General features: G+C 35.6%; 24 protein-coding genes, 3 riboswitches and 1 other annotated feature. Of the genes, 20 read left to right on the plus strand and 4 right to left on the minus strand.

What is annotated here, in order from left to right; genetic code table 11:
* Nucleotides 1-26: 26 nt before the first annotated feature.
* The gene (gene pssA, locus DJ93_RS19740; protein ID WP_042982735.1) at nucleotides 27-734 is read right to left on the minus strand and encodes a CDP-diacylglycerol--serine O-phosphatidyltransferase; all 708 of its coding nucleotides are present in this window, start codon (nucleotides 732-734) and stop codon (nucleotides 27-29) included.
* Between the two features lie 199 nt (nucleotides 735-933).
* Nucleotides 934-2,820 carry an LTA synthase family protein gene (locus DJ93_RS19745; RefSeq protein WP_042982736.1) on the minus strand — a complete coding sequence of 629 codons (1,887 nt, stop codon included), beginning with the start codon at nucleotides 2,818-2,820 and terminating at the stop codon, nucleotides 934-936.
* A 218-nt stretch (nucleotides 2,821-3,038) separates the two neighbouring features.
* Here DJ93_RS19745 and DJ93_RS19750 point away from each other — a divergent pair, with 218 nt between their 5' ends.
* The 12 genes from DJ93_RS19750 (at nucleotide 3,039) to DJ93_RS19810 (ending at nucleotide 14,111) form a co-directional block, all read left to right on the plus strand.
* Nucleotides 3,039-3,437 (plus strand): DUF3888 domain-containing protein, encoded by a 399-nt coding sequence (locus tag DJ93_RS19750; protein ID WP_042982737.1) that lies wholly within the window; start codon nucleotides 3,039-3,041, stop codon nucleotides 3,435-3,437.
* Between the two features lie 88 nt (nucleotides 3,438-3,525).
* Nucleotides 3,526-3,707: riboswitch (Lysine riboswitch) on the plus strand.
* 179 nt (nucleotides 3,708-3,886) lie between these two features.
* Nucleotides 3,887-5,203 carry a diaminopimelate decarboxylase gene (lysA, locus tag DJ93_RS19755; RefSeq protein ID WP_042982738.1) on the plus strand — a complete coding sequence of 439 codons (1,317 nt, stop codon included), beginning with the start codon at nucleotides 3,887-3,889 and terminating at the stop codon, nucleotides 5,201-5,203.
* Between the two features lie 116 nt (nucleotides 5,204-5,319).
* A riboswitch (SAM riboswitch) is annotated at nucleotides 5,320-5,427 on the plus strand.
* A gap of 70 nt (nucleotides 5,428-5,497) precedes the next feature.
* Nucleotides 5,498-5,641, plus strand: a complete 144-nt coding sequence (locus tag DJ93_RS19760) for a YezD family protein (RefSeq protein WP_003196202.1) — start codon at nucleotides 5,498-5,500, stop codon at nucleotides 5,639-5,641.
* 86 nt (nucleotides 5,642-5,727) lie between these two features.
* Nucleotides 5,728-6,432 (plus strand): phosphoadenylyl-sulfate reductase, encoded by a 705-nt coding sequence (locus DJ93_RS19765; RefSeq protein ID WP_042982741.1) that lies wholly within the window; start codon nucleotides 5,728-5,730, stop codon nucleotides 6,430-6,432.
* A 39-nt stretch (nucleotides 6,433-6,471) separates the two neighbouring features.
* Complete coding sequence (gene sat, locus DJ93_RS19770) at nucleotides 6,472-7,608, plus strand: sulfate adenylyltransferase (RefSeq protein ID WP_042982742.1); 1,137 nt, start codon at nucleotides 6,472-6,474, stop codon at nucleotides 7,606-7,608.
* A gap of 12 nt (nucleotides 7,609-7,620) precedes the next feature.
* Nucleotides 7,621-8,214 carry an adenylyl-sulfate kinase gene (gene cysC, locus DJ93_RS19775; RefSeq protein ID WP_042982744.1) on the plus strand — a complete coding sequence of 198 codons (594 nt, stop codon included), beginning with the start codon at nucleotides 7,621-7,623 and terminating at the stop codon, nucleotides 8,212-8,214.
* A gap of 11 nt (nucleotides 8,215-8,225) precedes the next feature.
* Nucleotides 8,226-9,848 carry a nitrite/sulfite reductase gene (locus DJ93_RS19780; protein ID WP_042982745.1) on the plus strand — a complete coding sequence of 541 codons (1,623 nt, stop codon included), beginning with the start codon at nucleotides 8,226-8,228 and terminating at the stop codon, nucleotides 9,846-9,848.
* A 10-nt stretch (nucleotides 9,849-9,858) separates the two neighbouring features.
* On the plus strand, nucleotides 9,859-10,071 hold the full coding sequence (locus DJ93_RS19785; RefSeq protein ID WP_042982746.1) for a DUF3906 family protein: 213 nt from the start codon (nucleotides 9,859-9,861) through the stop codon (nucleotides 10,069-10,071).
* Nucleotides 10,072-10,144: 73 nt separating this feature from the next.
* Complete coding sequence (gene cobA, locus DJ93_RS19790; protein ID WP_042982747.1) at nucleotides 10,145-10,921, plus strand: uroporphyrinogen-III C-methyltransferase; 777 nt, start codon at nucleotides 10,145-10,147, stop codon at nucleotides 10,919-10,921.
* Between the two features lies 1 nt (nucleotide 10,922).
* On the plus strand, nucleotides 10,923-11,675 hold the full coding sequence (locus DJ93_RS19795) for a sirohydrochlorin chelatase (protein WP_042982749.1): 753 nt from the start codon (nucleotides 10,923-10,925) through the stop codon (nucleotides 11,673-11,675).
* A complete protein-coding gene (locus DJ93_RS19800; RefSeq protein ID WP_042982750.1) occupies nucleotides 11,650-12,279 on the plus strand; it encodes an NAD(P)-binding protein in 630 nt (209 codons plus the stop codon). Before DJ93_RS19795 ends, DJ93_RS19800 begins: the two co-directional genes overlap by 26 nt.
* Before the next feature lie 114 nt (nucleotides 12,280-12,393).
* Nucleotides 12,394-12,640, plus strand: a binding site (T-box leader).
* Between the two features lie 112 nt (nucleotides 12,641-12,752).
* On the plus strand, nucleotides 12,753-14,111 hold the full coding sequence (locus DJ93_RS19810; RefSeq protein ID WP_042982753.1) for a sodium-dependent transporter: 1,359 nt from the start codon (nucleotides 12,753-12,755) through the stop codon (nucleotides 14,109-14,111).
* Nucleotides 14,112-14,134: 23 nt separating this feature from the next.
* Here DJ93_RS19810 and DJ93_RS33290 read toward each other — a convergent pair whose 3' ends face one another.
* Both DJ93_RS33290 and DJ93_RS19815 read right to left on the minus strand, forming a co-directional pair.
* Complete coding sequence (locus DJ93_RS33290) at nucleotides 14,135-14,281, minus strand: hypothetical protein (RefSeq protein ID WP_181969193.1); 147 nt, start codon at nucleotides 14,279-14,281, stop codon at nucleotides 14,135-14,137.
* A gap of 295 nt (nucleotides 14,282-14,576) precedes the next feature.
* Nucleotides 14,577-15,848 (minus strand): murein hydrolase activator EnvC family protein, encoded by a 1,272-nt coding sequence (locus tag DJ93_RS19815; RefSeq protein WP_042982754.1) that lies wholly within the window; start codon nucleotides 15,846-15,848, stop codon nucleotides 14,577-14,579.
* Nucleotides 15,849-16,343: 495 nt separating this feature from the next.
* Here DJ93_RS19815 and gltP point away from each other — a divergent pair, with 495 nt between their 5' ends.
* The 8 genes from gltP (at nucleotide 16,344) to DJ93_RS19855 (ending at nucleotide 24,004) form a co-directional block, all read left to right on the plus strand.
* Nucleotides 16,344-17,618 carry a glutamate/aspartate:proton symporter GltP gene (gene gltP, locus DJ93_RS19820; protein ID WP_042982755.1) on the plus strand — a complete coding sequence of 425 codons (1,275 nt, stop codon included), beginning with the start codon at nucleotides 16,344-16,346 and terminating at the stop codon, nucleotides 17,616-17,618.
* 69 nt (nucleotides 17,619-17,687) lie between these two features.
* Nucleotides 17,688-18,206, plus strand: coding sequence for a ribonuclease FAU-1 family protein (locus DJ93_RS19825; protein WP_042982756.1), 519 nt, complete (start codon nucleotides 17,688-17,690; stop codon nucleotides 18,204-18,206).
* A gap of 147 nt (nucleotides 18,207-18,353) precedes the next feature.
* A riboswitch (SAM riboswitch) is annotated at nucleotides 18,354-18,459 on the plus strand.
* A 97-nt stretch (nucleotides 18,460-18,556) separates the two neighbouring features.
* Nucleotides 18,557-19,873 (plus strand): Na+/H+ antiporter NhaC family protein, encoded by a 1,317-nt coding sequence (locus DJ93_RS19830; protein WP_042984267.1) that lies wholly within the window; start codon nucleotides 18,557-18,559, stop codon nucleotides 19,871-19,873.
* 536 nt (nucleotides 19,874-20,409) lie between these two features.
* Nucleotides 20,410-20,766, plus strand: a complete 357-nt coding sequence (locus tag DJ93_RS19835) for a lmo0954 family membrane protein (RefSeq protein ID WP_042982757.1) — start codon at nucleotides 20,410-20,412, stop codon at nucleotides 20,764-20,766.
* Between the two features lie 45 nt (nucleotides 20,767-20,811).
* Nucleotides 20,812-21,474 (plus strand): PspA/IM30 family protein, encoded by a 663-nt coding sequence (locus DJ93_RS19840; protein WP_042982758.1) that lies wholly within the window; start codon nucleotides 20,812-20,814, stop codon nucleotides 21,472-21,474.
* A gap of 108 nt (nucleotides 21,475-21,582) precedes the next feature.
* Nucleotides 21,583-22,320, plus strand: coding sequence for a cell wall-active antibiotics response protein LiaF (gene liaF, locus DJ93_RS19845; RefSeq protein WP_042982760.1), 738 nt, complete (start codon nucleotides 21,583-21,585; stop codon nucleotides 22,318-22,320).
* The gene (locus DJ93_RS19850) at nucleotides 22,320-23,375 is read left to right on the plus strand and encodes a sensor histidine kinase (RefSeq protein ID WP_042982761.1); all 1,056 of its coding nucleotides are present in this window, start codon (nucleotides 22,320-22,322) and stop codon (nucleotides 23,373-23,375) included. The genes liaF and DJ93_RS19850 overlap by 1 nt, the downstream gene beginning before the upstream one ends.
* Nucleotides 23,372-24,004 (plus strand): response regulator, encoded by a 633-nt coding sequence (locus tag DJ93_RS19855; RefSeq protein WP_042982762.1) that lies wholly within the window; start codon nucleotides 23,372-23,374, stop codon nucleotides 24,002-24,004. Before DJ93_RS19850 ends, DJ93_RS19855 begins: the two co-directional genes overlap by 4 nt.

Here is a 24,004-nt window from a genome sequence, read left to right on the forward strand (position 1 = left end):
ACCTTCCGCATAAGGAAGGTTTCTTTTTATTTTTCTTTATCTATTCTTTTTTTATTTGACGGTCTTTGTCTAATAAATTGAGAAAGCATATACAAAATGTAAAGAGGGATGGCAATGAATAAGAAAACAGAAATATTACCGAAACTTGTTCTATACATTGTGACAATGATTCCAATTAAAAATAGTGTAATGATTATACTGTATCGTGGAATTGGTACATCTTTTAAACTTGGGATACGAATGCGACTTACCATTAAAAATGCGAACGTTACGAATACTGTAATGAGAACGATTTTTGGAATGGTATGTGAAAATAATGTTAAGAAAGCAACAAGTCCTCCTGCTGCTGTAATCGGAACACCAGTGAAGTATTTCATAGAAGTAGAAGATGGTGTAACGTTAAATCGTGCTAAGCGATATGCCCCGAACAGTGGGAATAATCCTGCTATGTATAGTCCAATGATTCCGTAGTTGGAAAAGGATGTGTAATACATTAAAACAGCGGGCGCTGCACCAAATGTTACAACATCTGCGAGTGAGTCAAGCTCTTTTCCCATCTGCGAATCAACACGCAATAAACGAGCAACACGACCATCAAGACTATCTAACATCATCCCGATCAGTACTAAAATAGCAGCTGATTTATAATATCCTAAAGATGCATAGCCGATTGACAAAAATCCACTATATAAATTTCCGAGCGTAAATAAGTTTGGAATGGCTGCTCTATACAAAATCTGATCCCTTGCTTTCTGTTATAAATTCTTAATTAGTGTATGAAAGTTTACTTATTTTATCATACCATAAATTTCTTTCTCATACGAAAAAAATTCCCAATTTGTGAAAGATTTCATAGGAGGAAGATAAGAGACAAAGGTAGCGTTTTTAAGAGGTAAGTAAAAGAAGCAACTTCTGATGAAGTTGCTTCTTTTATTATTCGAATTTCGTTGTCATTGTCCCTGTCTTATATTGATTGTTAGGGTCAAACCGTAATAAATCTCCATAAATAAGTTTATCGGAGATTTTTAATTCTGTTTTTGCTTTCTCAATATATGGTTGACATAATGTTACATCCACTTCTTCACCGGTGTTTCTTTTATAACACATGTTTTTTGTGTATACATAATCTTCTGTTACAAAACTACCATCACGCATAACCATAAGCGGATTTTTTTCTTTTATAAATAAGTCGGTTCCAAATTCGATCGATTTATTCGTTTTAATGCCAAGTAAATGAAGCAGTGTCGGTTTAATATCAATTTGTCCGGATACTTTAGAAATGACTTTTCCTTTTTGACCAGGCACATGAATAATAAGAGGGACGCGTTGCAATTGCATAGAATCGAACGGTGTAATTGCGTCTTTCCCAAGGAATTGAGCCATAGCTGCATTATGGTTTTCAGAAATACCGTAATGATCCCCATAAATGACGATAACTGAATTATCGTATAATCCTTCTGCTTTTAATTGATTAATAAATAATTTAAGGGCTTCATCTGTGTAGCGAACCGTCGGGAAATAGCGATTTAATACGCCACTTTCAGAATTAAACTCATCAACATATTTATCTTCCGGATTTAGAAGGAACGGGAAATGATTTGTTAATGTAATAAATTTTGTGTAGAACGGTTGTGGTAAAGATTTTAGCTTTGGAATAGATTGTTCAAAGAACTCTTTATCTTTTAATCCCCAGCCGACAGACATTTGCTCCGTACCTACGTAATCATTTAAATTAAAATAACGATCATATCCAAGTGCTGAATACATTACATCACGATTCCAAAATGTTTTATCGTTTGAATGGAATACAGCAGAAGAGTACCCATATTTTTTTAATTGCTCTGGTGTTGCGGTATATTCGTTAGTTGCATGAGTAAAGAATACAGAACCACGATCTAACGGATAAAGTGAGTTTTCAACGATAAATTCAGCATCGGATGTTTTACCTTGTCCAGTTTGATGGTAGAAGTTATCGAAATAAAAACTATCTTTTATAAATTCATTTAAAAATGGAGTAATTTCTTTTCCATTTATTTTTTTATTAATAACAAAACTTTGTGTAGATTCCATTGAAATTAAAATTACATTTTTTCCTTTGGCTGCTCCGAATAAACTTTTATCGACTTGATTATCTTTAGTATCTACGTAGTTTTTTATTTCAGAAAAGCCATCTCCACTTGCAAATACACGTTCTGCAGAAGATTTAGATTGAAGTGTAATATCAAATAGATGATATGTGTATAAGCCTAAATTTTTCACGACAGTTTGACGATCAAATGAGCGTGAGAACAATTGTGGCTTATAAATAACTGAAACAACAATTTGTAGTGCTAATAGAGCTGTTACACCACTAAAGAAAGTTCGTTTCTCAGAGCGAGAAAGTGGCGTTGTATCACCAAATGATGGGAACTTACGTGAAATAAACATTAAAATAATTGCATCTGCAAATAGCAATAATGTTTTATACGTAAAGAGTTCTTTAATACTTGTCCCTAAATCAGCCATGTTATTTGTTTGGAATAAAACAGGGAATGTGACAAAGTCATTATAAAATCCGTAGAACATCGCGTTTCCAAATAAAATAAAGGACAGTATAAAACTAGTTCCGATAATAATTCGATTGCGGTGCTTTGAGGCTAACAATGAGAAACCGAAAAATAATAGTAAGGAAGCTAGCGGATTAATGAAAAGCATAAATTCTTCGAAGAAATTATCAATTTTAATATCAAAAGCTAGCTTGTACACAATATATGTTTTAATCCATAATAAAACGACTGCAACGAGTGCAAATCGCAGTTTTGGAAACAAATGTTTTAGCATAATATACTCCTCTCTTAAAAGCATGACAGTTCTCGTGATTCATTTTAAATAAATCTTCACTTTATATATACGAACAGTCCGTTGTTATTATGATTATTATACTATGAGTATCATTATACGAAAATAAAAGAGAGTTGTGGGCATTTTTATAACAATTGAGTAGAAAAACTGAAATAGGAAACAATAAAAAAACATCGTGTAATGATACGGAGGTTATGATGAAAAAATTATTTTGTCTTATAATATGCAGCAGTTTTATACTTTTTTCTTCTCCTGTTACTTTTGCTGCACAATACGATGCACCGTTAATGGAAGATGCTCTCTATTCTGTGTTGTTTCCAAAAATAAATGAAGCCATTGAAAAACAATATGGAAAATTAAAGCCGTATGATTGTCCGAAAATTATTAGTTTGAAAAAACTTTATAGTGGCACATATTTGTTTCAAGCAGTAATAGAAGTGACGAAGTATGAATCGGGAATAGGTGGGAAAGTACTTCCGCCATTTGAGAAAATAAGTATTACATTTAACAATGACGAAGGGGAATGGACTGTTACGAAAGTAATTGTAAAACGCTTACCAAATGATACGAAGTTGAACTGTAAAAAAACAATATAAAAAATTGTTTGACAAATAAAATCTTCTTTTGGTATTGTTAATAGCAAAAGAAGATGTTTGAAAATTAAATAGACTTACCTCATCTACTCTCAAAGGTAGAGGCCGCGATAGGAAAGAGTAAGCTATGGGAGATTTTGTGGAATCTGTGATCATAGATTGAAAGGGACTATTGCCGAAATATAAGAACGACCACATTGTTCATATATTGGGACTGCATTGAATAAATGTAGTACTGTCATAATATTTGTTTTATGGAGAGCTATTTGGAGATGTTGATGCGGTTTCTTATTTGAGAAGATAACAACTTGTTTATTTTTTCGATATATATTTTTCCTAATAAGAAACGCGTGTGAACATTGTTCCGCGCGTTTTTTGTCTATCTAAAAGCGTGCTGCAATGAATAGAAAATTGGGGTTATAGGTTTTAGAGGAAATAAGGGAGGAATTCAAATGTATTTACACGGCACAAGCCGAATCAATGGGCAAGGGCACTTAGAAATTGGAGGATGCGATACAACGCAGCTAGCACAACAATATGGAACACCACTTTATGTATACGATGAAGAATCTATTCGAGGAAAGTGTCGCGCGTTTCATCGTGCTTTTGAGGAAAGTGGTTTTTCTTATCAAGTAGCATATGCAAGCAAGGCGTTCTTGTGCATGGAGATGTGCCGAGTAGCTCGTGAAGAAAACATGTCTTTAGATGTCGTTTCTGGAGGGGAATTATATACAGCTTTACAAGCTGGATTTCCAGCATCACGTATTCATTTTCACGGGAATAATAAAACAGAAGAAGAGATCATTATGGCTTTGCATGCAGGGATTGGTTGTTTTGTAGTAGATAATTTCTTTGAATTAGAAGTATTACATGACTTAGCGGTACAGTATGGAAAATTCGTTAACATATTAATTCGTGTAACGCCAGGAGTAGAGGCACATACACACGAATATATAACAACAGGGCAAGACGATTCGAAATTTGGTTTCGGTGTTTCGACTGGTCAGGCGATGCAAGCTATTCAAATTGCACTTGAAAAATCAAATTACAATGTGCTAGGAATTCATTCTCACATCGGATCACAAATTTTTGAGACGGCGGGGTTTGTTCGAACGATTGAAGTGCTACGTAAATTTTTAGAAGAAGTGAGAGAACAATTAAATTATGTAGTGAAAGTTTTAAATGTGGGCGGAGGATTTGGTATACGATATACGGAATCTGATACACCGTTAACACTTGAAACATATGTGCACGCTGTAACAAATGCGGTAAGGGAACAGTTTACATTATGTGAATACCCGCTTCCGGAAATTTGGATTGAGCCAGGTCGTAGTATCGTAGGTGATGCAGGGACAACAATTTATACAGTTGGAGCGGTGAAAGAGATTCCAGGTATTCGTAAATACGTTTCAGTTGATGGTGGAATGACAGATAATTTACGACCTGCTTTATATGGGGCACGTTATGAGGCGATGCTAGCAAATCGAGGAAATGATGAGAATGAAGAACTTGTTTCGATCGCTGGGAAATGTTGCGAAAGTGGGGATATGCTTATTTGGGATATTAATTTGCCGAAAGTAGTAACTTCTGATTTATTGGCGATCTCTTGTACAGGAGCATATGGTTACTCTATGGCGAATAATTATAATCGTATCCGTAGACCAGCTGTAGTGTTTGCAAAAGGTGGAACATCACAAATTGTTGTAGAGCGCGAAACATATGAAAATATTATTGGGAACGATCGCATACGCATTAAAGAGCTTGTGTGAATGAGAAAAAGGAGTTGTCTAGTAAAGGCAACTCCTTTTAAAAAAATAAAAATAATTAAATATATCGGAAAACTAGGATTGAAAAAAATCAGAATTGTGATAAAATACAAATACAAAGCTTATCAAGAGAAGCGGAGGGAACTGGCCCTACGAAGCTCGGCAACCTGCTTATAGGAGCAAGGTGCTAAATCCAGCAAAATGGAATCCATTTTGAAAGATAAGGTAAAATATATTACCGAACAGTCTTTTCGAAATGGGAAAGATTTTTTTTATGAATAAAAAGGGGGGCTGTTCGTGGGAGTGCGTGGACATTTTGACGAAGTAGCTGAAAAAATTCAAACGATGCTTGCTGATATGAAGTACGGTTCTATTACAATTGTTGTGCAAGATGGAAAAGTCATTCAGTTAGAAAAAAGTGAAAAGGTACGTTTAAAGTAAAAAGCGCTGACTAGAAAAACTAGAGGCGGTTTTAATCTATATTATTAGATTAAAACCGTCTTTTTGCTTTTACAGGGGGAAAAAACATGTTGACATACGAAACGTGGGAAGAGAATATCGCTTCATTTTCGGAAGATGATGAGACGAAAGGCGCGTTATCAGTATTAAGCTGGGCTTATAGGGAGTATAAAGATGAGATTGTATATGCATGTAGCTTTGGGGTGGAAGGAATGGTTTTGTTGCATCTTATAAACCAAGTAAATCCATCTGCTAAAGTTGTATTTTTAGATACAAATGTTCATTTTCAAGAAACGTACGAATTAATTAGAAAGGTACGCGAGAAATTTCCTTCACTAAATATTATAGAAAAACAACCAGCACTTACACTTGAGGAACAGACAAAGATTCATGGGGGAAGATTATGGGAAAATAATCCAAACCTCTGTTGTAAGATTAGAAAAATCTTGCCGTTAGAAGAATCTTTATCGTCCGAAAAAGCGTGGATATCGGGTTTGAGAAGAGAACAATCCGAAACGCGTAAGCATACAAAGTTTATAAATCAAGATCATCGTTTTCAATCTATTAAAGTTTGTCCGCTTATTCATTGGACTTGGAAAGAAGTTTGGCGATATGTATACAAACATAGTTTGCCGTATAACCCGCTGCATGATGTTGGGTATCCGAGTATTGGGTGTGAGAAATGTACATTACCTGTAGGAGATGGTGGCGACTCAAGAGATGGAAGATGGGCTGGGAAAATGAAAACAGAATGTGGTCTTCATTATCAATAAGATGGATCTTGAAATAAAGATAAGAAGGGATATAAAAAAATGAGCACAACAAATGAATTAGTAAATCGTATAGATGAGACATATGACATATCAAAAATTGTAAAAGAAATTGAACTAGACAAAAGTGCATTAAGTGATTTAGAACTGTTGGCGACAGGAGGATATAGCCCACTTATAGGTTTTTTAGGAAAGAAAGATTATGATTCGGTCGTAGAAACACTTCGTTTAGCAAGTGGTAGCGTATGGAGTATACCGATTACATTACCAGTAACAGAAGAAGTAGCAGAGAAATTGAAAGTTGGGGAAGAAGTAAAGCTTGTTAAAGATGGGACTGTATATGGTGTCATTCAAATAGAAGATATTTTTGTACCTGATAAAGAAAAAGAAGCGTTACTCGTGTATAAAACGACGGATGAGGCTCATCCAGGGGTGAAGAAATTATATAATCGGCCGAATGTTTACGTTGGGGGAGCCATCATTCTAATAAAACGATCTGAAAAGAATCAGTTTGCTTCTTATCATTTAGATCCAAGTGAAACGCGAGAAGAATTTGAAAAGCGTGGCTGGAAAACGGTAGTAGGATTTCAAACGCGAAACCCTGTCCATCGCGCTCATGAATATATTCAAAAATCTGCACTTGAGATTGTAGATGGTCTCTTTTTAAATCCGCTCGTCGGTGAAACGAAATCAGATGATATTCCCGCGGATGTAAGGATGGAAAGTTATGAAGTATTACTACGAAATTACTATCCAAAGGAGCGTGTCTTTTTAGGAGTATTTCCAGCGGCAATGCGCTACGCGGGACCACGTGAAGCGATATTTCATGCATTAGTAAGAAAGAATTTTGGCTGTACACATTTTATTATAGGTCGCGATCATGCGGGAGTAGGAGATTATTACGGGACATATGAGGCACAAGAAATTTTTAGGAATTTCACAGTCGAAGAATTAGGAATTACACCGCTCTTTTTTGAACATAGTTTTTATTGTACGAAATGTGAAGCGATGGCTTCGACAAAAACATGTCCGCACGGAAAAGAAGACCATGTTATTTTATCGGGCACGAAAGTAAGAGAATTGTTAAGAAATGGTGAAATTCCGCCAAGTACATTTAGTCGAAAAGAAGTAGTGGAAGTGTTAATTAAAGGATTAAGAAAAGAAGTAGTAACAGAATAGGGAGAGAATACAATGGACACAAATATTACTTGGCATACAGCATCCGTTTCAAAAGATGAGAGAAGAGAGAAGAATGGTCATCATAGTTTTGTAATTTGGTTTACAGGCTTATCAGCTTCTGGGAAGTCGACAGTAGCAAATGCGGTTGCTCGGAAATTATTTGAAAAGAACATAGGAAACTACGTGCTAGATGGAGATAATATTCGTCACGGTTTAAATAAAGATTTAGGTTTTTCTGAAAGTGATCGTACAGAGAATATTCGTCGCATCGGTGAAGTATCAAAATTATTTGTCGATCAAGGAACAATCGTGCTCACGGCGTTTATCTCACCATTTCGTGTGGATCGTAAGCAAGTAAGAGATCTTTTAGCCGTAGATGAGTTTATTGAAGTGTTTGTGAAGTGTCCGATTGAAGAGTGTGAGAAACGTGATCCGAAAGGGCTGTATAAAAAAGCGAGACAAGGTGATATTAAGCAGTTTACTGGCATTGATTCACCGTATGAGGAGCCAGAAAAGGCAGAATTAATTGTAGAAACGCATATGTATTCTATTGAAGAATGTGCGGAACAAGTTGTGAATTACTTACAAGAGCGCAGTTTTATATAGGGGGATAAAAGATGAGTTATGAAAAAGTGTGGGTAAATAATGAGAAACTAAATCCGACAGAGAAAAAGAAATTAGAAAAAGATGGATTAGAAATCTTTAATGATATTCCTTACTATGCTGAAAACGGATTTGAGTCTATTCCGAAAGAAGAGTGGGACTCGTTTAAATGGGCAGGATTGTATTTGCAACGTCCGAAAGAAGCTGGGTATTTTATGATGCGCGTCAATATTCCTTCTGGGATTATTACGAATGAACAAGCGGAAGCACTTGCTTCCATTGCTGAAGATTATGGACGTGACGTATTAGATATTACAACAAGGCAAGCAATTCAGTTTCACTGGTTAGAAATTGGGCACATTCCAGACATATTTAAGAGGTTAGAGAAGGTAGGATTATCTTCAGCTGGTGCATGTGGGGATATTACACGTAATATTACAGGGAATCCGCTTGCTGGAATTGATGCAAATGAACTATTTGATACGGCACCAATTGTGCAAGATGTATATGAATACTTCCAGTATAATGAAGAGTTTTCGAATCTACCACGTAAATTTAAAATGTCTATTAGTTCCGATGTGTATAATTCGGCAAATGCTGAAATTAACTGTGTGGCATTTACACCTGCTACAAAAGAAATAGATGGAGAAAAAGTGGTTGGATTTCATATAAAAGTTGGTGGTGGACTATCTGCTCGCCCATACTTAGCAGAAGAATTAGATGTATTTATTTTACCCGAGCAAGTGAAGGATATAGCCATTGCAGTTGCTACTATATTCCGTGATTTTGGATATCGTGAAAAACGTCATTTAGCTCGTTTGAAATTTCTTGTGGCCGATTGGGGAGCTGAGAAATTTAAAGAGAAATTAATAGAATATACAGGTCCCTTGCAAAGTAAAGGAGAAAGCGCACTAAAAGGATGGAATGCAGGGTATTTTTATGGTGTGCAAGAGCAAAAACAAGAAGGGTTACAGTATGTTGGTTTTAATGTACCAGTAGGACGCTTGCACGCAGAAGAGATGTTTGAGATTGCAAGAATTGCAAAACAATATGGAAACGGACAAATTCGCACTTGTAACTCGCAAAACTTCGTTATTCCGAATATTCCGCCATATAATGTTGAAGGATTATTAAGTGAACCGTTGTTTGAAGCAATTTCTGCGAATCCGAAGTCATTTATTGGGCATGCGGTGTCGTGTACTGGTATTGAATATTGCAATCTTGCATTAGTAGAAACGAAAGAAAGATTGCGCAAAATAGCGGAGTATTTAGATACACAAATTGCTCTTGATGTTCCGGTTCGAATTCATATGGTAGGATGCCCGAACTCGTGTGGACAACGCCAAATTGCTGATATTGGCTTACAAGGAGTGAAATTAAAAACGAAGGAAAAAGGGATTGTTGAAGCATTTGAAATTTACGTAGGCGGTACTTTATTAGATGGGGGAGCGTACAATCAGAAATTAAAAGGAAAAATAGATGGTGAAGATTTACCAGATGTCCTCGTATCATTTTTAAGTTATTTCAAAAAGCATAAATTGCCAGCTGAAACATTTTATGATTTTGTGGGACGCGTTGGGGTGGAAGAATTACAGGTGGCATTAAATCACGTATTAGAAGAAGTAATAGCGTCTTAGGAGGGACAATATGGATTTATATCGTTTTGAAGCTGTATTAGTTAATAGTGTTGTTCCAATAGTCGTTGTTGCTCAAAGTGAAGAACAAGCATTTAAGCTTGCTGAAATAGAGCTAGAAAAATATTTTTTACCGCTACCAGAAGTAAAGGAAATCTCTCTATATGAAAAAAAGAAAATTCGAAAAGGAGCGGCATTTGTCATTCATGAGCAGGAAACACTGTAATACGAAATAATAGTAACTTCCATTCGTAATCAAGGGTGGAAGTTTCATTTTATAGTAGAAATGAGGAGAGATGATGGGGAAGGTATTTATTGTTGGCGCTGGTCCTGGTGATCCAGATTTAATCTCGGTTAAAGGAGTAAAGTGCATTGAGCAGGCAGATGTCATTTTATATGATCGCCTTGTAAATAAAGAATTACTTTCTTATGCAAAACCGGATGCGGATTTAATTTATTGCGGAAAGCTACCGAACTATCACACGATGAAGCAAGAAACAATTCATGCATTTCTTGTTAAATATGCGAAAAAAGGAAAGATTGTAACGAGATTAAAAGGCGGAGATCCATTCGTATTTGGAAGAGGTGGGGAAGAAGCTGAAGCGCTAGCAAAGCATGGTATTCCATTTGAAATTGTGCCTGGTATTACAGCTGGAATAGCGGCTTCTGCGTATGCTGGAATTCCAGTAACACATCGGGATGCAAGTGCGAGTTTTGCTGTTGTAACAGGGCACCGGAAAGAAGGTGCGGAGGAAGAAGTGAAATGGGAAAACTTAGCGAAAGGTGTAGATACATTAGCCGTATATATGGGGGTGGGTAACTTACCTTACATATGTGAGCGACTTTTAAAATACGGAAAAGAAAAGAATACACCTGCAGCTATTATTGAGTGGGGCACGACTTCGATGCAGCGTACTATTATAGGAACATTAGGAACAATTGTAGAGATTGCTAAAAATGAGCGGATTCAAAATCCGAGTATGATTGTAATTGGAGAAGTTGTTCGCTATCGGGAAAAGATTCATTGGTTTGAACAACAAGCGGAAAATACGTATCCAGTAAGTGGAGTACTATAAAATGAAAGCAGTATTATATATATGTCATGGAAGTCGATTAAGAGCAGCGAAAGAAGAAGCGATTTATTTTATTACGTCATGTATACGCCGGATAGCGGCACCTATTCAAGAATTTTGTTTTTTAGAGCTAACAAGTCCTTCTATTGATGAAGGATTTGCGACATGCGTAAAGCGTGGTGCGACGGAAATCGTTGTTATTCCTGTTTTTTTATTAGCGGCAGGTCATGTGAAGAAAGATATTCCAAACGAATTACTAAAACTAAACAATCAGTATCCAGCAATTAAAATTATTTATGGTAATCCGTTTGGTGTATCAGAAGCACTTATATCAGCTGCTTATAAAGGAAGTGGCATTGAAGAGTGTAAAGGAGAAGTGAAGCTTCTACTTGTCGCAAGAGGAAGTAGTGATCCTGACATATTGCAAGATATGAACCGAATTGCTTCTCTATTTAAAAAAGAAGAAAAAATTAAAGAGGTAGAAGTATGTTACTTAGCAGCCGCGGATCCTCGATTTGAAGAGAAGTTAAAAGAAGTTGTAGAACGAAAGGAAGAGAATGTTGTTGTTCTACCTTATTTATTATTTACTGGATTATTAATGAAGCATATTGAAAAAGAAGTGCGCCAATATCAATCTAGAGAGATAAAAATAAGTCCGTATTTGGGGAAAAATCATGTGTTTCAAGATATGTTGATTCAGAAGACGGAAGAAATATTAAGGGGGGATCAATATGTATCCACTTACAGTGCGAGTTGATAAGAAACGTGTTGTTGTCGTTGGTGGAGGGAAAGTAGCAGGGTTTAAAATTGTTCCTTTACTAAAACAAGGTGCAGATATAGTTGTGGTGAGTACAGAATTAGATGTAAACTTAGTAAAGCTTGTAGAGGAAAAGCAAATTCGCTGGTATCAAAGAGAATATGAAAAAAGTGATATAGAGGATGCTTTTTTAGTAGTTGCAGCGACAAGTGATCCAATATTAAATGAGAAAATTGCAAAAGATGCCTCGTCGAATCAATTGGTTAACGTTATTACGAATCCGGAAAGTGGAAATGTCCATTTTCCAGCAGCGATTCATCGTGGGTTACTTAATGTTGCGGTTTCTACGGGAGGAGCAAGCCCAAAACTTGCAAAAAAAATTCGTGATGATATCGCAAACAAATATGATGAGGCATATGAAACGTATCTTGATTTTTTATATGAAGTAAGAATAAAAGTGAAAGAATTGCAGTTAGAGAAAAGGCAGAAAAATATATTATTGCAAGAAGTGTTAAAGTCGGTATATGTTCAAAATGAACAGAAAAGAGAGCTCTTTTTACAAGAGTTGGAGAAAAAAGCTCGTGTAGGACAGAAGATAAAGTGAAACTTTAATCAGTAGGGTGTCCATCTCCCACTGATTATTAGCCCACACCAATCGGGGTAATTTGTGCTTTACAACTATAAAAATATAATTTATAATCACAAGTAACTTCAATATATAAAATCGATGAGCAAGAAAAGTACGTATATTTGATGCGGTCAGAGAGCTGGGGGAAGGTGTGAGCCCGGTACGATAAAATATGCAGAATGGGCTTGCGAGAGGTATGCTGAACATTGCAGTAGGCAACCCGGGTTCTGCCGTTAAAAGGATAGGGTATCGGAATTTTCCTGTACCTGAACAAGTGGGATTTATTGATCCAATTGGGGTGGTACCACGGTATTCTATTACATATATCGTCCTCTACATGCATAGTGCGTGTAGGGGACTTTTTTATTTTCTAAAGGAGGTGTGTGCGAGTATGAAATGAAAGTGTATAATTAATAAAAGTTTAAATATTCGGAAAAGGGGAATTTATAATGAAAGAAACACAGCAATGGACGTCGAAAATAGGCTTTGTACTCGCAGCAGCCGGAGCCGCAGTAGGTCTTGGAGCAATATGGAAGTTTCCGTATGTAGCAGGTAACGGCGGGGGAGGAGCGTTCTTCCTAGTCTTCTTACTTTTAACTTTATTTATTGGTATGCCTCTTCTCATAGCTGAATTTGTTATTGGCCGCAGTACACAAAAAGAGGCGGTTACAGCTTATAAATTATTAGTACCAAATAGTAAATTATATCCATGGATTGGTCGTATGGGAGTTGTTACTTGTTTTAGTGTACTATCTTTTTACAGTGTTGTAGGTGGATGGATTTTACTTTATTTATATTACAGTGTAACAGGTAACTTCTGGAGTGGGGCAGTGGACTATGGGAAATTGTTTGGAGAAACAATTTCAAATCCAGTGAGTGCAGTTGGAGCACAACTACTCTTTATGCTTTGTACAATTTTTGTTGTGAGTAAAGGTGTAGAGAAAGGGATTGAAAAAGCGAGTAAGTACATGATGCCGCTATTATTTATATTATTTGTTGCTATCATTATTCGTGCTCTAACACTTGACGGCGCTTTTGCTGGTGTTGAGTTCTTCTTAAAACCAGATTTTTCAAAGCTTACAGCAGATACGATTTTGTATGCAATGGGACAATCTTTCTTCTCATTAACAGTAGGTGCCTCTGTAATGGTAACGTATAGCTCGTATTTAAAGAAAGAAGAGCATTTAGCGAAATCAGCAACATCTATCGTAAGTTTAACAATTTTTATTACAGTGCTTGCAGGTTTAGCGATCTTCCCAGCGATTTTCGCATTGGGGGTTAAACCGACAGAAGGACCAGGATTACTGTTTATTGTTCTTCCTGCTGTATTTGCGAAAATACCATTTGGACAATTTTTCTTCATTATGTTTTTAATTTTATTCTTCTTTGCAACGTTAACTTCTGCAATTTCAATGCTTGAAATTGTAGTAGCTTCTGTGGCAAAGGGGAATGAAAAAAAACGTCCGTCAGCATCATTTATTATCGGTATTCTTATTTTTGCGGTGGGAATTCCAGCGGCTTTATCATTCGGAGTTATGAGTGATGTGAAAATATTTGGAAAGACATTTTTTGACTTAGTAGATTTTGCGGTAAGTAACGTATTGCTTCCGTTAGGGGTACTAGCGATTTCATTATTTGTGCCAAATAAAATGAGCAAGGAATTACTAATGAAAGAATTGGAAGTTACAGAAACGAAAGGGAAAACATTATTTAATATATGGTTTTTCTTGCTTCGTTATATTATCCCGATTACAGTAATTATTGTGTTTTTAAATGTAGTAGGTGTGTTCAAATTTATTATGAAATAAAAAGCGAGAGGGTTCCTCGCTTTTTATTGTGATTGTTGCAAAAGACGAGTATATGCTCTATAAGCAACAACAACTGAAATGACCGTTCCGATTATAAAGATGATGCCCCCGCCAAGAGAAAATAATCGACCGATATATGTGGCTCTTGCTTCTTGTAATTGCTCATTCATAAAAAAACCTCCTAGATGAAAAAACATTACGGAGTATTGTATGTGTAATGCCTATAAGATGTTAAAAATAATAGCAGTTGAGGATTAAGAGTTTTTAATAACTCCTTTACTTGTTCCGATTAAAACATTTTTTGGTTGATTTATATATATGAACTCTATTGAAACTTTTTCGTATTCTTTCATTATTGTAGTTATATATATCATGCGGAAAATTCGGTCTTTGTTAAAAATAAAATAAGATTTCTTCTCTTAATAATACAAAAAACAAAAACTCGGTATGCACCGAGTTTTTTATTTATAATCCGATATAAGAAGAAGGATCAACTGCGTTTGTTTTACCTACATTCCACTCTCCAATATGAAGCTCAAAATGTAAATGTTGTCCGAAAGATTGACCAGTGTTCCCCATAAATCCAAGTTGCTGGCCTTGTTTTACAGTTTGCCCATTAGATACAGAACGGCTGCTCATATGAGCGTATACTGTCGTATAAGTTTTCCCGTTTATACGGTGTGATAAGTAAACGACGTTTCCGTAACTAGATGATAATTCAGAACGAATAACAACGCCGTCTGCAGCGGCAACAATTGGAACTGTTCCAGAGGCTGCAATGTCAATGCCTTTATGATTATCTAAAGAACGTGCACCAAATCCAGAAGTTTTTGATCCAGCGGCTGGCTTAATAAATCCGCCTTTGTTTGTGTCTTGCGGTGTTGGTGCGGATTGTACGCTTGCTTTAGCAGAGGCAGCAGCTTGATTTTTTGCTTCTTCTGCCTTGCGTGCCTCTTCAGCTTTACGAGCTTCTTCTGCTCGCTTTTCTTCTTCGATTGCTTTTTGAACCGCTTGTCGCTGATTTTCTAAAATGCTTTTCGATTCTTCTAACCCTTCAATCTCAGAATCTACTTTTGATACTTTCGTATGTAGATCGTTAATGAGCGTTTGTTGCTGCTGTTGATTCGCTTGTAATTCTTGTTGCTTATGTTCTAATTTTTGTTTGGCTTCCTCTAATTGCTGTTCTTTTTTCTCAACAGCCTCTTTTTCTGTTGTTACAGCCTCTTGATCACTCGATTGTTTTTTTACAATATCGGTATCGTTATTTAAAATCAAACTTACGGAATATATATTGTCAACAAGATCTGCGATGTTACTTGAATTTGTTAACACTTCTGTAATGATATTGGTGCGAGGTTTTTCTTGCATAGATTGCAGTCGTTGTTTAATGACCTCTTGGCGTGTATCTATGCTTGTTTGTAATTGTTCAATATGTTTCTTTTTCTCAGCGATGACTTGTTGAGTTTTACTAATTTCTTTCTTTGTATCATTTAAATCAGCTTCATTTTTATTAATAGAAATAGTTAGTTCGTCAATCTTTTTTTGTAATTCTTGTATTTCTTTTTCTGCTTGTTCTTTTTCTGCTGATTTATTTTGTAAGTCGCTTTGTTTTCCTTCTAATTCTGATTCAATTGTAGATAATTTATCTTGATTTGTTTCCGCGTGTACTGGTGAAAGTAACGGAGAAACAAAAATAGTTCCTGCTGCTAAAACACTGAAAGCTGCAAATTTCTTCATGGTTGTCTAGCTCCTTTCCCTATGAATGTATATATCATAAGAAGAAGAAGGGTGTCTATTGTTGTAACCATACTGTAAAGAAAACTTTATAAAGTTGCTAAGTATTGTCGGAATTAAGAATATTTTAGGAGAGTTTGTCGTCTAATTGTAAAGTTAAAGTTGATATTAAAAATTGAATTTTTTATTTTAGTGGCACTTAAAAAATGAAAATAATGTCATTTATACATAATAAAGTCTTGTTTTAAATTCTATAAATGAATAGTGAGGAATCGTTCTCATGTGAGGTTTTCTGACATGGGGTTTGTTTTTGTCAAGAAAATTATTTATATTCACGCAAACTTATTTTGTTGTCAGATTTCGATTTATGATTTATGATTTTTAATAGGGACAAAATGTAGTGAATTGTCGAATAATATGTAATACTCTTAATTTCTTAGTTTCATAGAACGAGAGAAGGAGAGAGTGAATGCATCTAAGAAGGGGGTTGCAGCAAGTATGAAAAGGATAGGACTTGCATGGCAAATTTTAATAGGTCTTGCGCTTGGTATTGCAGTTGGGGCAATTTTTTATGGCGATAGCACAGTTGTAGGATACTTAAAACCAATTGGTGATATTTTCATCAGATTAATTAAAATGATTGTTGTACCGATCGTCGTAGCGAGCATCGTTGTTGGTGTTGCTGGTGTTGGCGATGTGAAAAAACTAGGTCGATTAGGCGGAAAGACAATTCTTTATTTTGAAATTATTACAACGATTGCGATTGTTGTTGGCCTACTGGTAGCGAATATTTTCCAACCAGGAAAAGGTGTAAATATGGATCAGTTAACGAAGACTGATATTTCTAAATATGCAGAAACAACAGCTCAAGTGCAAAGTCATTCGTTTGCAGATACATTTGTAAATATTGTTCCGACGAATATTATGAAATCATTAGTTGATGGCGATATGCTTGCCATTATTTTCTTCTCTGTACTATTTGGTTTAGGAGTTGCGGCAATTGGTGAAAGAGGAAGACCAGTTCTTCAATTTTTCCAAGGTGTAGCAGATGCGATGTTTTACGTAACAAACCAAGTTATGAAGTTCGCACCGTTTGGTGTATTCGCATTAATTGGTGTTACAGTTTCTACATTTGGTTTAGCTTCATTAATTCCATTAGGAAAATTAGTAATTGTCGTTTATGGATCCATGATTTTCTTTGTTGTAGTAGTATTAGGAATTACAGCAAAATTATTTGGTATTAACATTTTCCAATTCTTTAAGATTTTAAAAGACGAGCTTATTTTAGCGTATTCTACTGCAAGCTCAGAAACGGTTTTACCGAAACTTATGGAGAAAATGGAGAAGTTCGGTTGTCCGAAAGCAATTACATCTTTCGTTATTCCGACAGGTTATTCATTTAACTTAGATGGATCAACGCTATACCAAGCAATTGCAGCGATTTTCTTAGCGCAAATGTACGGTATTGATTTATCTATCTCACAACAAATTACATTATTACTTGTATTAATGGTTACATCAAAAGGGATTGCAGGTGTACCGGGCGTATCATTCGTTGTATTATTAGCGACACTTGGTACAGTAGGTATTCCGGCTGAAGGCCTAGCGTTTATCGCAGGTATTGACCGTATTTTAGATATGGCTCGTACAGCAGTTAACGTTGTAGGTAACTCTTTAGCAGCTGTAGTTATGTCTAAATGGGAAGGTCAATATGACGCTGAAAAAGGACAAGCTTATGTAAAAGAGATCTCTGAAAATCGTCAAGTGGCTTAACTATGATTTATAAAGCTCTCACATAATATGTGAGAGCTTTTCTGTATGTAGAAGAGGAGAGAGAAAGTTATGAAACGTAAGTACGGTGATGGTTCTACGTGGAAGCGATTAATAGAGAAGACATATGCAGTAAAGCAAGTAGAAGAAGGTATGTTAGGGATATTACAGATGAAAAAGGTAAAAGAGCCTAGTTATAAAGCGTACAACGGTAAAGAACTTTGTATTGTAGATGATGAGTATACATGGGGACAATATTTTATAAATGATAAAAACTTTGCCATTACAGCAATGTTAGATGAGCAGAAGAATTTGGTGCAATATTATATCGATGTAGCGAAGGAATACAAAATAGATGAGCATGGTCTGCCGTATTTTGATGATTTATATTTAGATGTAGTGCTATTACCGAACGGTGAGATTTATTTATTAGATGAAGATGAGTTAGAAGCGGCGTATAGGACTAAGGATATTTCCAAAGAGGAATATGATTTAGCTTGGCATACTGCAAAATGGATTATTGCAACAATAAAAAGAAGAGAGTTTTATTGGATTGCAATTTTAGAAAAAGAAATTCAAAAATTAAATTGAAATTATTTTTTGTAATGATTGGTATATTTGCGTTTTTGTATAAATATCAAAAAATACCAGGAAAATTCATATAAATAATAATTGACTTTTGTTTTGTAAGCGAGTAAAGTTAGGAAAGAAATTATTATTAAAAATAAATATGAAACCTTCTTATAAAGAGAGGCGGAGGGACTGGCCCTACGATGCCTCGGCAGCGGACTCGATTTCAGAGTGCTGTGCCAAATCCAGCAAGCGTGTGCTTGAATGATGAGAAGAGTGTTTCTTATAAATGTATAAGACCTCTTCTTTTTTGGAAGAGGTCTTTTGTTATTCAATTAGAAAAAGGTTTAAAACTAGGGAGAGATGGTACGTTGAAAGAAACGAGAGGAAATGGTTTAGCTTTATTACCACTTGGAATATTTTTAGCACTATTTATTGGTTCTGGAATTATTACAGGTGATTTCTATAAATTACCGATACTCGTAGCAATTTTAATTGCTGTAGGAATTGCTTTAGCGATGAATCGTAAAGAAAGTTTTAATGTGAAAGTAGAACGTTTTGCAAAAGGTGCAGGAAATCCAGATATTATGATTATGGTATTAATCTTTGTGCTTGCAGGTGCGTTTTCTGAAACGGCAAAAGGAATGGGCGGGGTTGATTCTACAGTTAACTTAGCACTATCTATTTTACCGCAAGGGTTTATCGTTGCTGGGATTTTTGTTATAGGTGCATTTATTTCATTAGCAATGGGAACTTCAATGGGAACCATTGCAGCATTAGCACCAATTGCTGTAGGCATTAGTGGGCAAACTGATCTTTCAATTGCGTTAACGATGGCTACAGTTGTAGGCGGAGCCATGTTTGGTGACAATTTATCATTTATTTCTGATACGACTATTGCAGCTGTTCGTTCGCAAGGAACAGAAATGAAAGATAAGTTTAAAACGAATTTTTTAATTGTATTGCCAGCTGCAATTATCACGATTGTACTATTAGTAATCATTACGTTAGGGAGTCATACAGAAATTAAAGCCCATACGTTTGATTGGGTGAAAATTTTACCGTACGCAGGTGTACTTGTTACAGCGCTACTTGGATGGAATGTGCTCATCGTATTAACAGGTGGAACTGTATTATCTGGAATTATCGGCTTAATAGATGGAAGTTATACATTAGCGAGTTTCTTTAAAAGTGTAACGACTGGAATTGGCGGTATGATGGAGTTAGTATTACTAGCAATTTTAATCGGTGGAATGGTTGAACTTATCCAATATAATGGTGGTATTCAATATTTAATGGATATATTAACACGTAATATCCGTTCGAAAAAAGGTGCGGAGTTTGGAATTGCCGGATTAGTAAGTATGACGAATATGTGTACGGCAAATAATACGATTTCTATTATTTTCACAGGTCCTCTTGCGAAAAACATTGCGGACCAATATGAAATTGATCCAAGAAAGTCAGCGAGTGTATTAGATCTTTTCTCTTGCTGCATACAAGGATTAATTCCGTACGGTGCACAAATGTTAACAGCAGCAGGGTTTGCCGCATTATCTCCAATTGAACTGTTACCATATGCGTTTTATCCAATTTTAGTTGGAGTATGTGGCATCATTTCGATTTTAATTGGTTTTCCAAGGTTTTCGAAGGTAGCGGAAAAAAAGCAATATCATAAAACAGCGTAAAAAAGAGGATGTCTTATATAAGGCATCCTCTTTTTTTAGGCATAGTATATATTTATTTCCAACCAGCTCTATTTGAAAAAGATTCATAAGTATAGCCTGTTGTATATTTAAATTCTTTATTCATCCTTTAAGCTTGGAATTTCTGAATTTAAATAGGGAGTTGTTGCAAGTAAGATGGAATTACTTTTATAATCTATGATTCGAACTGCACTATATAAAGTATTAGGTAACCGTATTACATAGATATCACCAGTTTTTATAGAATGAATTCATTTTCCTTTCAATATATCCGTCCTCCTAAAACACTCTTGAATATGTCCTCTTTTATTATCTCTGTCTAATTGTATGAAGCAACGATAATTAATAAAAACGTTAAACACGTATTTACTAAAGGAATTGCTTTTCATTTTACAGAAATATAGGGCTGACACAGAATAGGTCTTAAGTCTGATTCGAAAACGGTTCTTAAGCTCGTTATGGGAAAACGAAAAAATAGTTAAGATAAGAGTATCAAATCGAAGGGAGGCAAGCACAAGATGAAACAATTTCTAGCGTTTATCGCAGCCGGTATTTTGGCTTTAATTGCTCTTGGTAGTCTTGCTGGTATTGTAGGATTCGCAATTGGAGCAGGAATTGTGTACTGGAGCTATAAATCATTTGTGCGAGCACAATCATTTTTTGGAAAGTTAGCTTGGGGTATTGTCGGTTTAATCGGCTTGTCAATTGCCCTTTCTCATTCACCAGCATTAATCGGTATCGCAGCATTAGTCGTTTTATATTACGGATACCGTGAATGGAAAAACGAAAAAAATGTAGTTGTTGATTCTGCTTCAGAAAGTTCTAAACCATTTAGCAACTTTGAAGATGAGTGGAACAAGTTAATGAAAAACTAATACAAAATAAATCAAAATCATAAAGTAGAAGAGAGGAAGATTATAATGAAACAATCTTTATTTGGACGTGTACGCGATGCAATTTTAGCAGATTTTCATAATGTGTTAGATGAGAAAGAAAGAAAAAATCCAATCGCTATGTTAAATCAATATTTACGCGATAGTGAGCGTGAAGTAACAAAAATTGAGAAGTTAATTCAGCGTCATAAAACTTTAAAAGCTAACTTCGCTCGTGAACTTGAGCAAGCACGCTATTTCGTTAATAAAAGATCAAAGCAAGCTATCATTGCACAAGAAGCAGGTGAATTACAATTGCATGAACGTGCATTAGAGGAAGTAGCGTATTATGAAGGGCAAGTAACTCGATTAGAAGAAATGTATGCAGGCGTTGTAGAGCAAATTGATGAGTTAGAGCGTCGTCTTTCTGAAATGAAAAATAAATTAAAAGAAATGAATGCAAAGCGTATGGAACTCATGGCACGTGAAAATATGGCGCATGCAAACCGCCGTATGAATACTGCGATTCATAAAATGGATGAAAATAATCCGTTCTTACGATTTGAAGAAATTGAAGATCACATTCGTGACTTAGAACTTCGCATCAACGAAGAGCATGAACGCGATACATTTGATATGAAAATTGCAAAACTTGAGCGTGAAATGAAAGAAAAGAATGAAGTATCGTTAACGAAGGAATTAACAAAATAATTGTAGTATATTATAAAACAGGCTTATGATATAGTGATAGAAGAAAAGGTGTTGGAAAGCAATGCCTTTTCTTCTATGTATATATGATTAGAAGGGGGAGGAGCTGAGATGAAGAAACAATTTTCTAAAACACAATTAATGGGGATGCTCCTCATCATATTTGGGTTCGGTCTTTTTCTTGATATGATACTTGGGCATTTTGAGCCAGGTGCTCTCATTTTTGCATTTGTTATGATTATGTTCGGAAGGCATTACCGAAAGAAAAATCGTTATGTAAGAGGGAATGTATTTTTATTTGTCGGCGGTATTGTGTTCTTATTCTTCTTATTTTCATCAGCTGCATTCGTACTCGTCGTGTTTGCTTACTTAGCTTTAATTGGGTATCAACTTATTCAAGGAAACCAGCAAAAACCAATGCAGGTTGAAATTAAAGAAAAAGGATATATCAATGAAGAAAAGCGAATTTATCGTACAGAACCGTATTTGAAAAATATGCTGGTAGGTAATGTACGGATGATGGATCATATTTATGAGCTTGAAGACATTAATGTTCAGTATGGTGCATGTGATATTGAAATTGATTTAACAACCGCAATGATCCCAGAGGGCGAGACAGTGATTGTTATTCGAGGTGTCATTGGTAATATTCGTTTATACGTTCCATATGATATTGAATTATCTTTAAATCATTCTGTTATTGTTGGAAGAGTGATCCTTCCAGGACATGAAGAAACAGGATTTAACCGTAATGTTACGTTTAGAACAGAAGAGTATAAAGAAGCTCCTCGTAGAATAAAGATTATTTCTTCGCTTGTCGTAGGCGATACGGAAGTGAGGAAAGTATAATGAAAAAACAAAAAAATATTTCGTGGATGTATATTCGTTATTCTATGTTGTCCTCTGTGAGTATCGCACTTATTTGTACAATTGTGTACGTATGGAAAAGCCAGCAACAAGTTTATGATTTATTATGGAAAGAATCCATCGCTTCTGTTCCAATTGGCTTGTTTATTATGAGTACAAGTCTTCTTATCGGGGGAATTGTAGGATATGCAATTGGCTATTATATAGAGCAGCGTATTCAAGGCTTAAATACTTTTTTATTTGAGGTAGAGCGAGGTAACTTTCCGAGAGATGTGTCGTTTACTTCAGAAGATGAATTTCATGAGGTGGAACGAAAAGTAATCGCGCTTGCTAGACGATTAGAGGAACAAGCGGGTCTATTTCAAAAAGTAACGAATGAACGAGCTCATTGGAATGAAGAGATGAGACAAGAAGCGATTTCACAAGAAAGGCATCGATTAGCAAGGGAACTGCATGATTCAGTAAGTCAGCAGCTTTTTGCAATGTCGATGATGATGTCAGCTATTAATGAACAAGTAGGCGAATTTCCAGAAACGACGAAAAAACAATTGCAGCTTGTTGAAAATATGGTCGTAAACGCACAGTCGGAAATGAGAGCATTACTTCTTCATTTGCGACCTGTACAATTAGAAGGTAAGAAACTAACAGAAGGTATAGAAGAATTATTAACGGAACTGTCTAGAAAGCAACATATGAAAATTGAATGGCTAATTGAGCCGATTCAATTGAAAAAAGGTGTAGAAGATCATTTATTCCGTATTGTCCAAGAAGCGCTATCGAATACTTTAAGACATGCAAAAGCAAAGAAAACAGAAGTACGCCTTCGCAAAATTGATCAGTATGCCATTTTAAAAATAATTGATGACGGTGTTGGATTTGAAGTAGGTGTCAATAAGGCGGGGTCATATGGATTAAGGTCTATGCAAGAGCGTGTTCATGAAATTGGTGGAACATTAAAAGTGCTCAGTTTCCCGAATAAAGGTACACAAATAGAAGTGAAAGTGCCAATTATGATAGAGAGAGGGGGAGAATCATGATTAAAGTATTACTCGTTGATGATCATGAAATGGTTCGTATGGGTGTATCTGCTTATTTATCGACACAACCCGATATTGAAGTAGTTGGAGAAGCTGAAAATGGAAGAAAAGGTGCAGAATTAGCATTGCAATTAAGACCAGATATTATTTTAATGGACCTTGTAATGGATGAAATGGACGGTGTTGAGGCAACACGTGCTATTATTCAAGAATGGCCTGAAGCAAAAATTGTAGTCGTAACAAGTTTTCTAGATGATGAAAAGTTATATCCGGTTATTGAGGCTGGAGCGACGAGCTATTTATTAAAAACGTCAAGAGCGAGTGATATCGCAGATGCGGTACGAGCAACTTATGATGGAGAAACGGTATTAGAGCCAAAAGTTACTGGGAAAATGATGTCTCGAATGCGTCAAAAGAAAGAACAACCGTTGCATGAGGATTTAACAGAAAGAGAATCAGAAATATTGTTATTAATTGCAGAAGGAAAAAGTAATCAAGAAATTGCGGATGAATTATTTATTGCGCTTAAAACAGTAAAAACACATGTAAGTAATATATTAAATAAATTAAATGTAAGTGACCGGACACAGGCGGTTATTTATGCATTTAGACATCAATTAACGAAGTAA

This window comes from Bacillus clarus, from assembly GCF_000746925.1.
Classification (GTDB): domain Bacteria; phylum Bacillota; class Bacilli; order Bacillales; family Bacillaceae_G; genus Bacillus_A; species Bacillus_A clarus.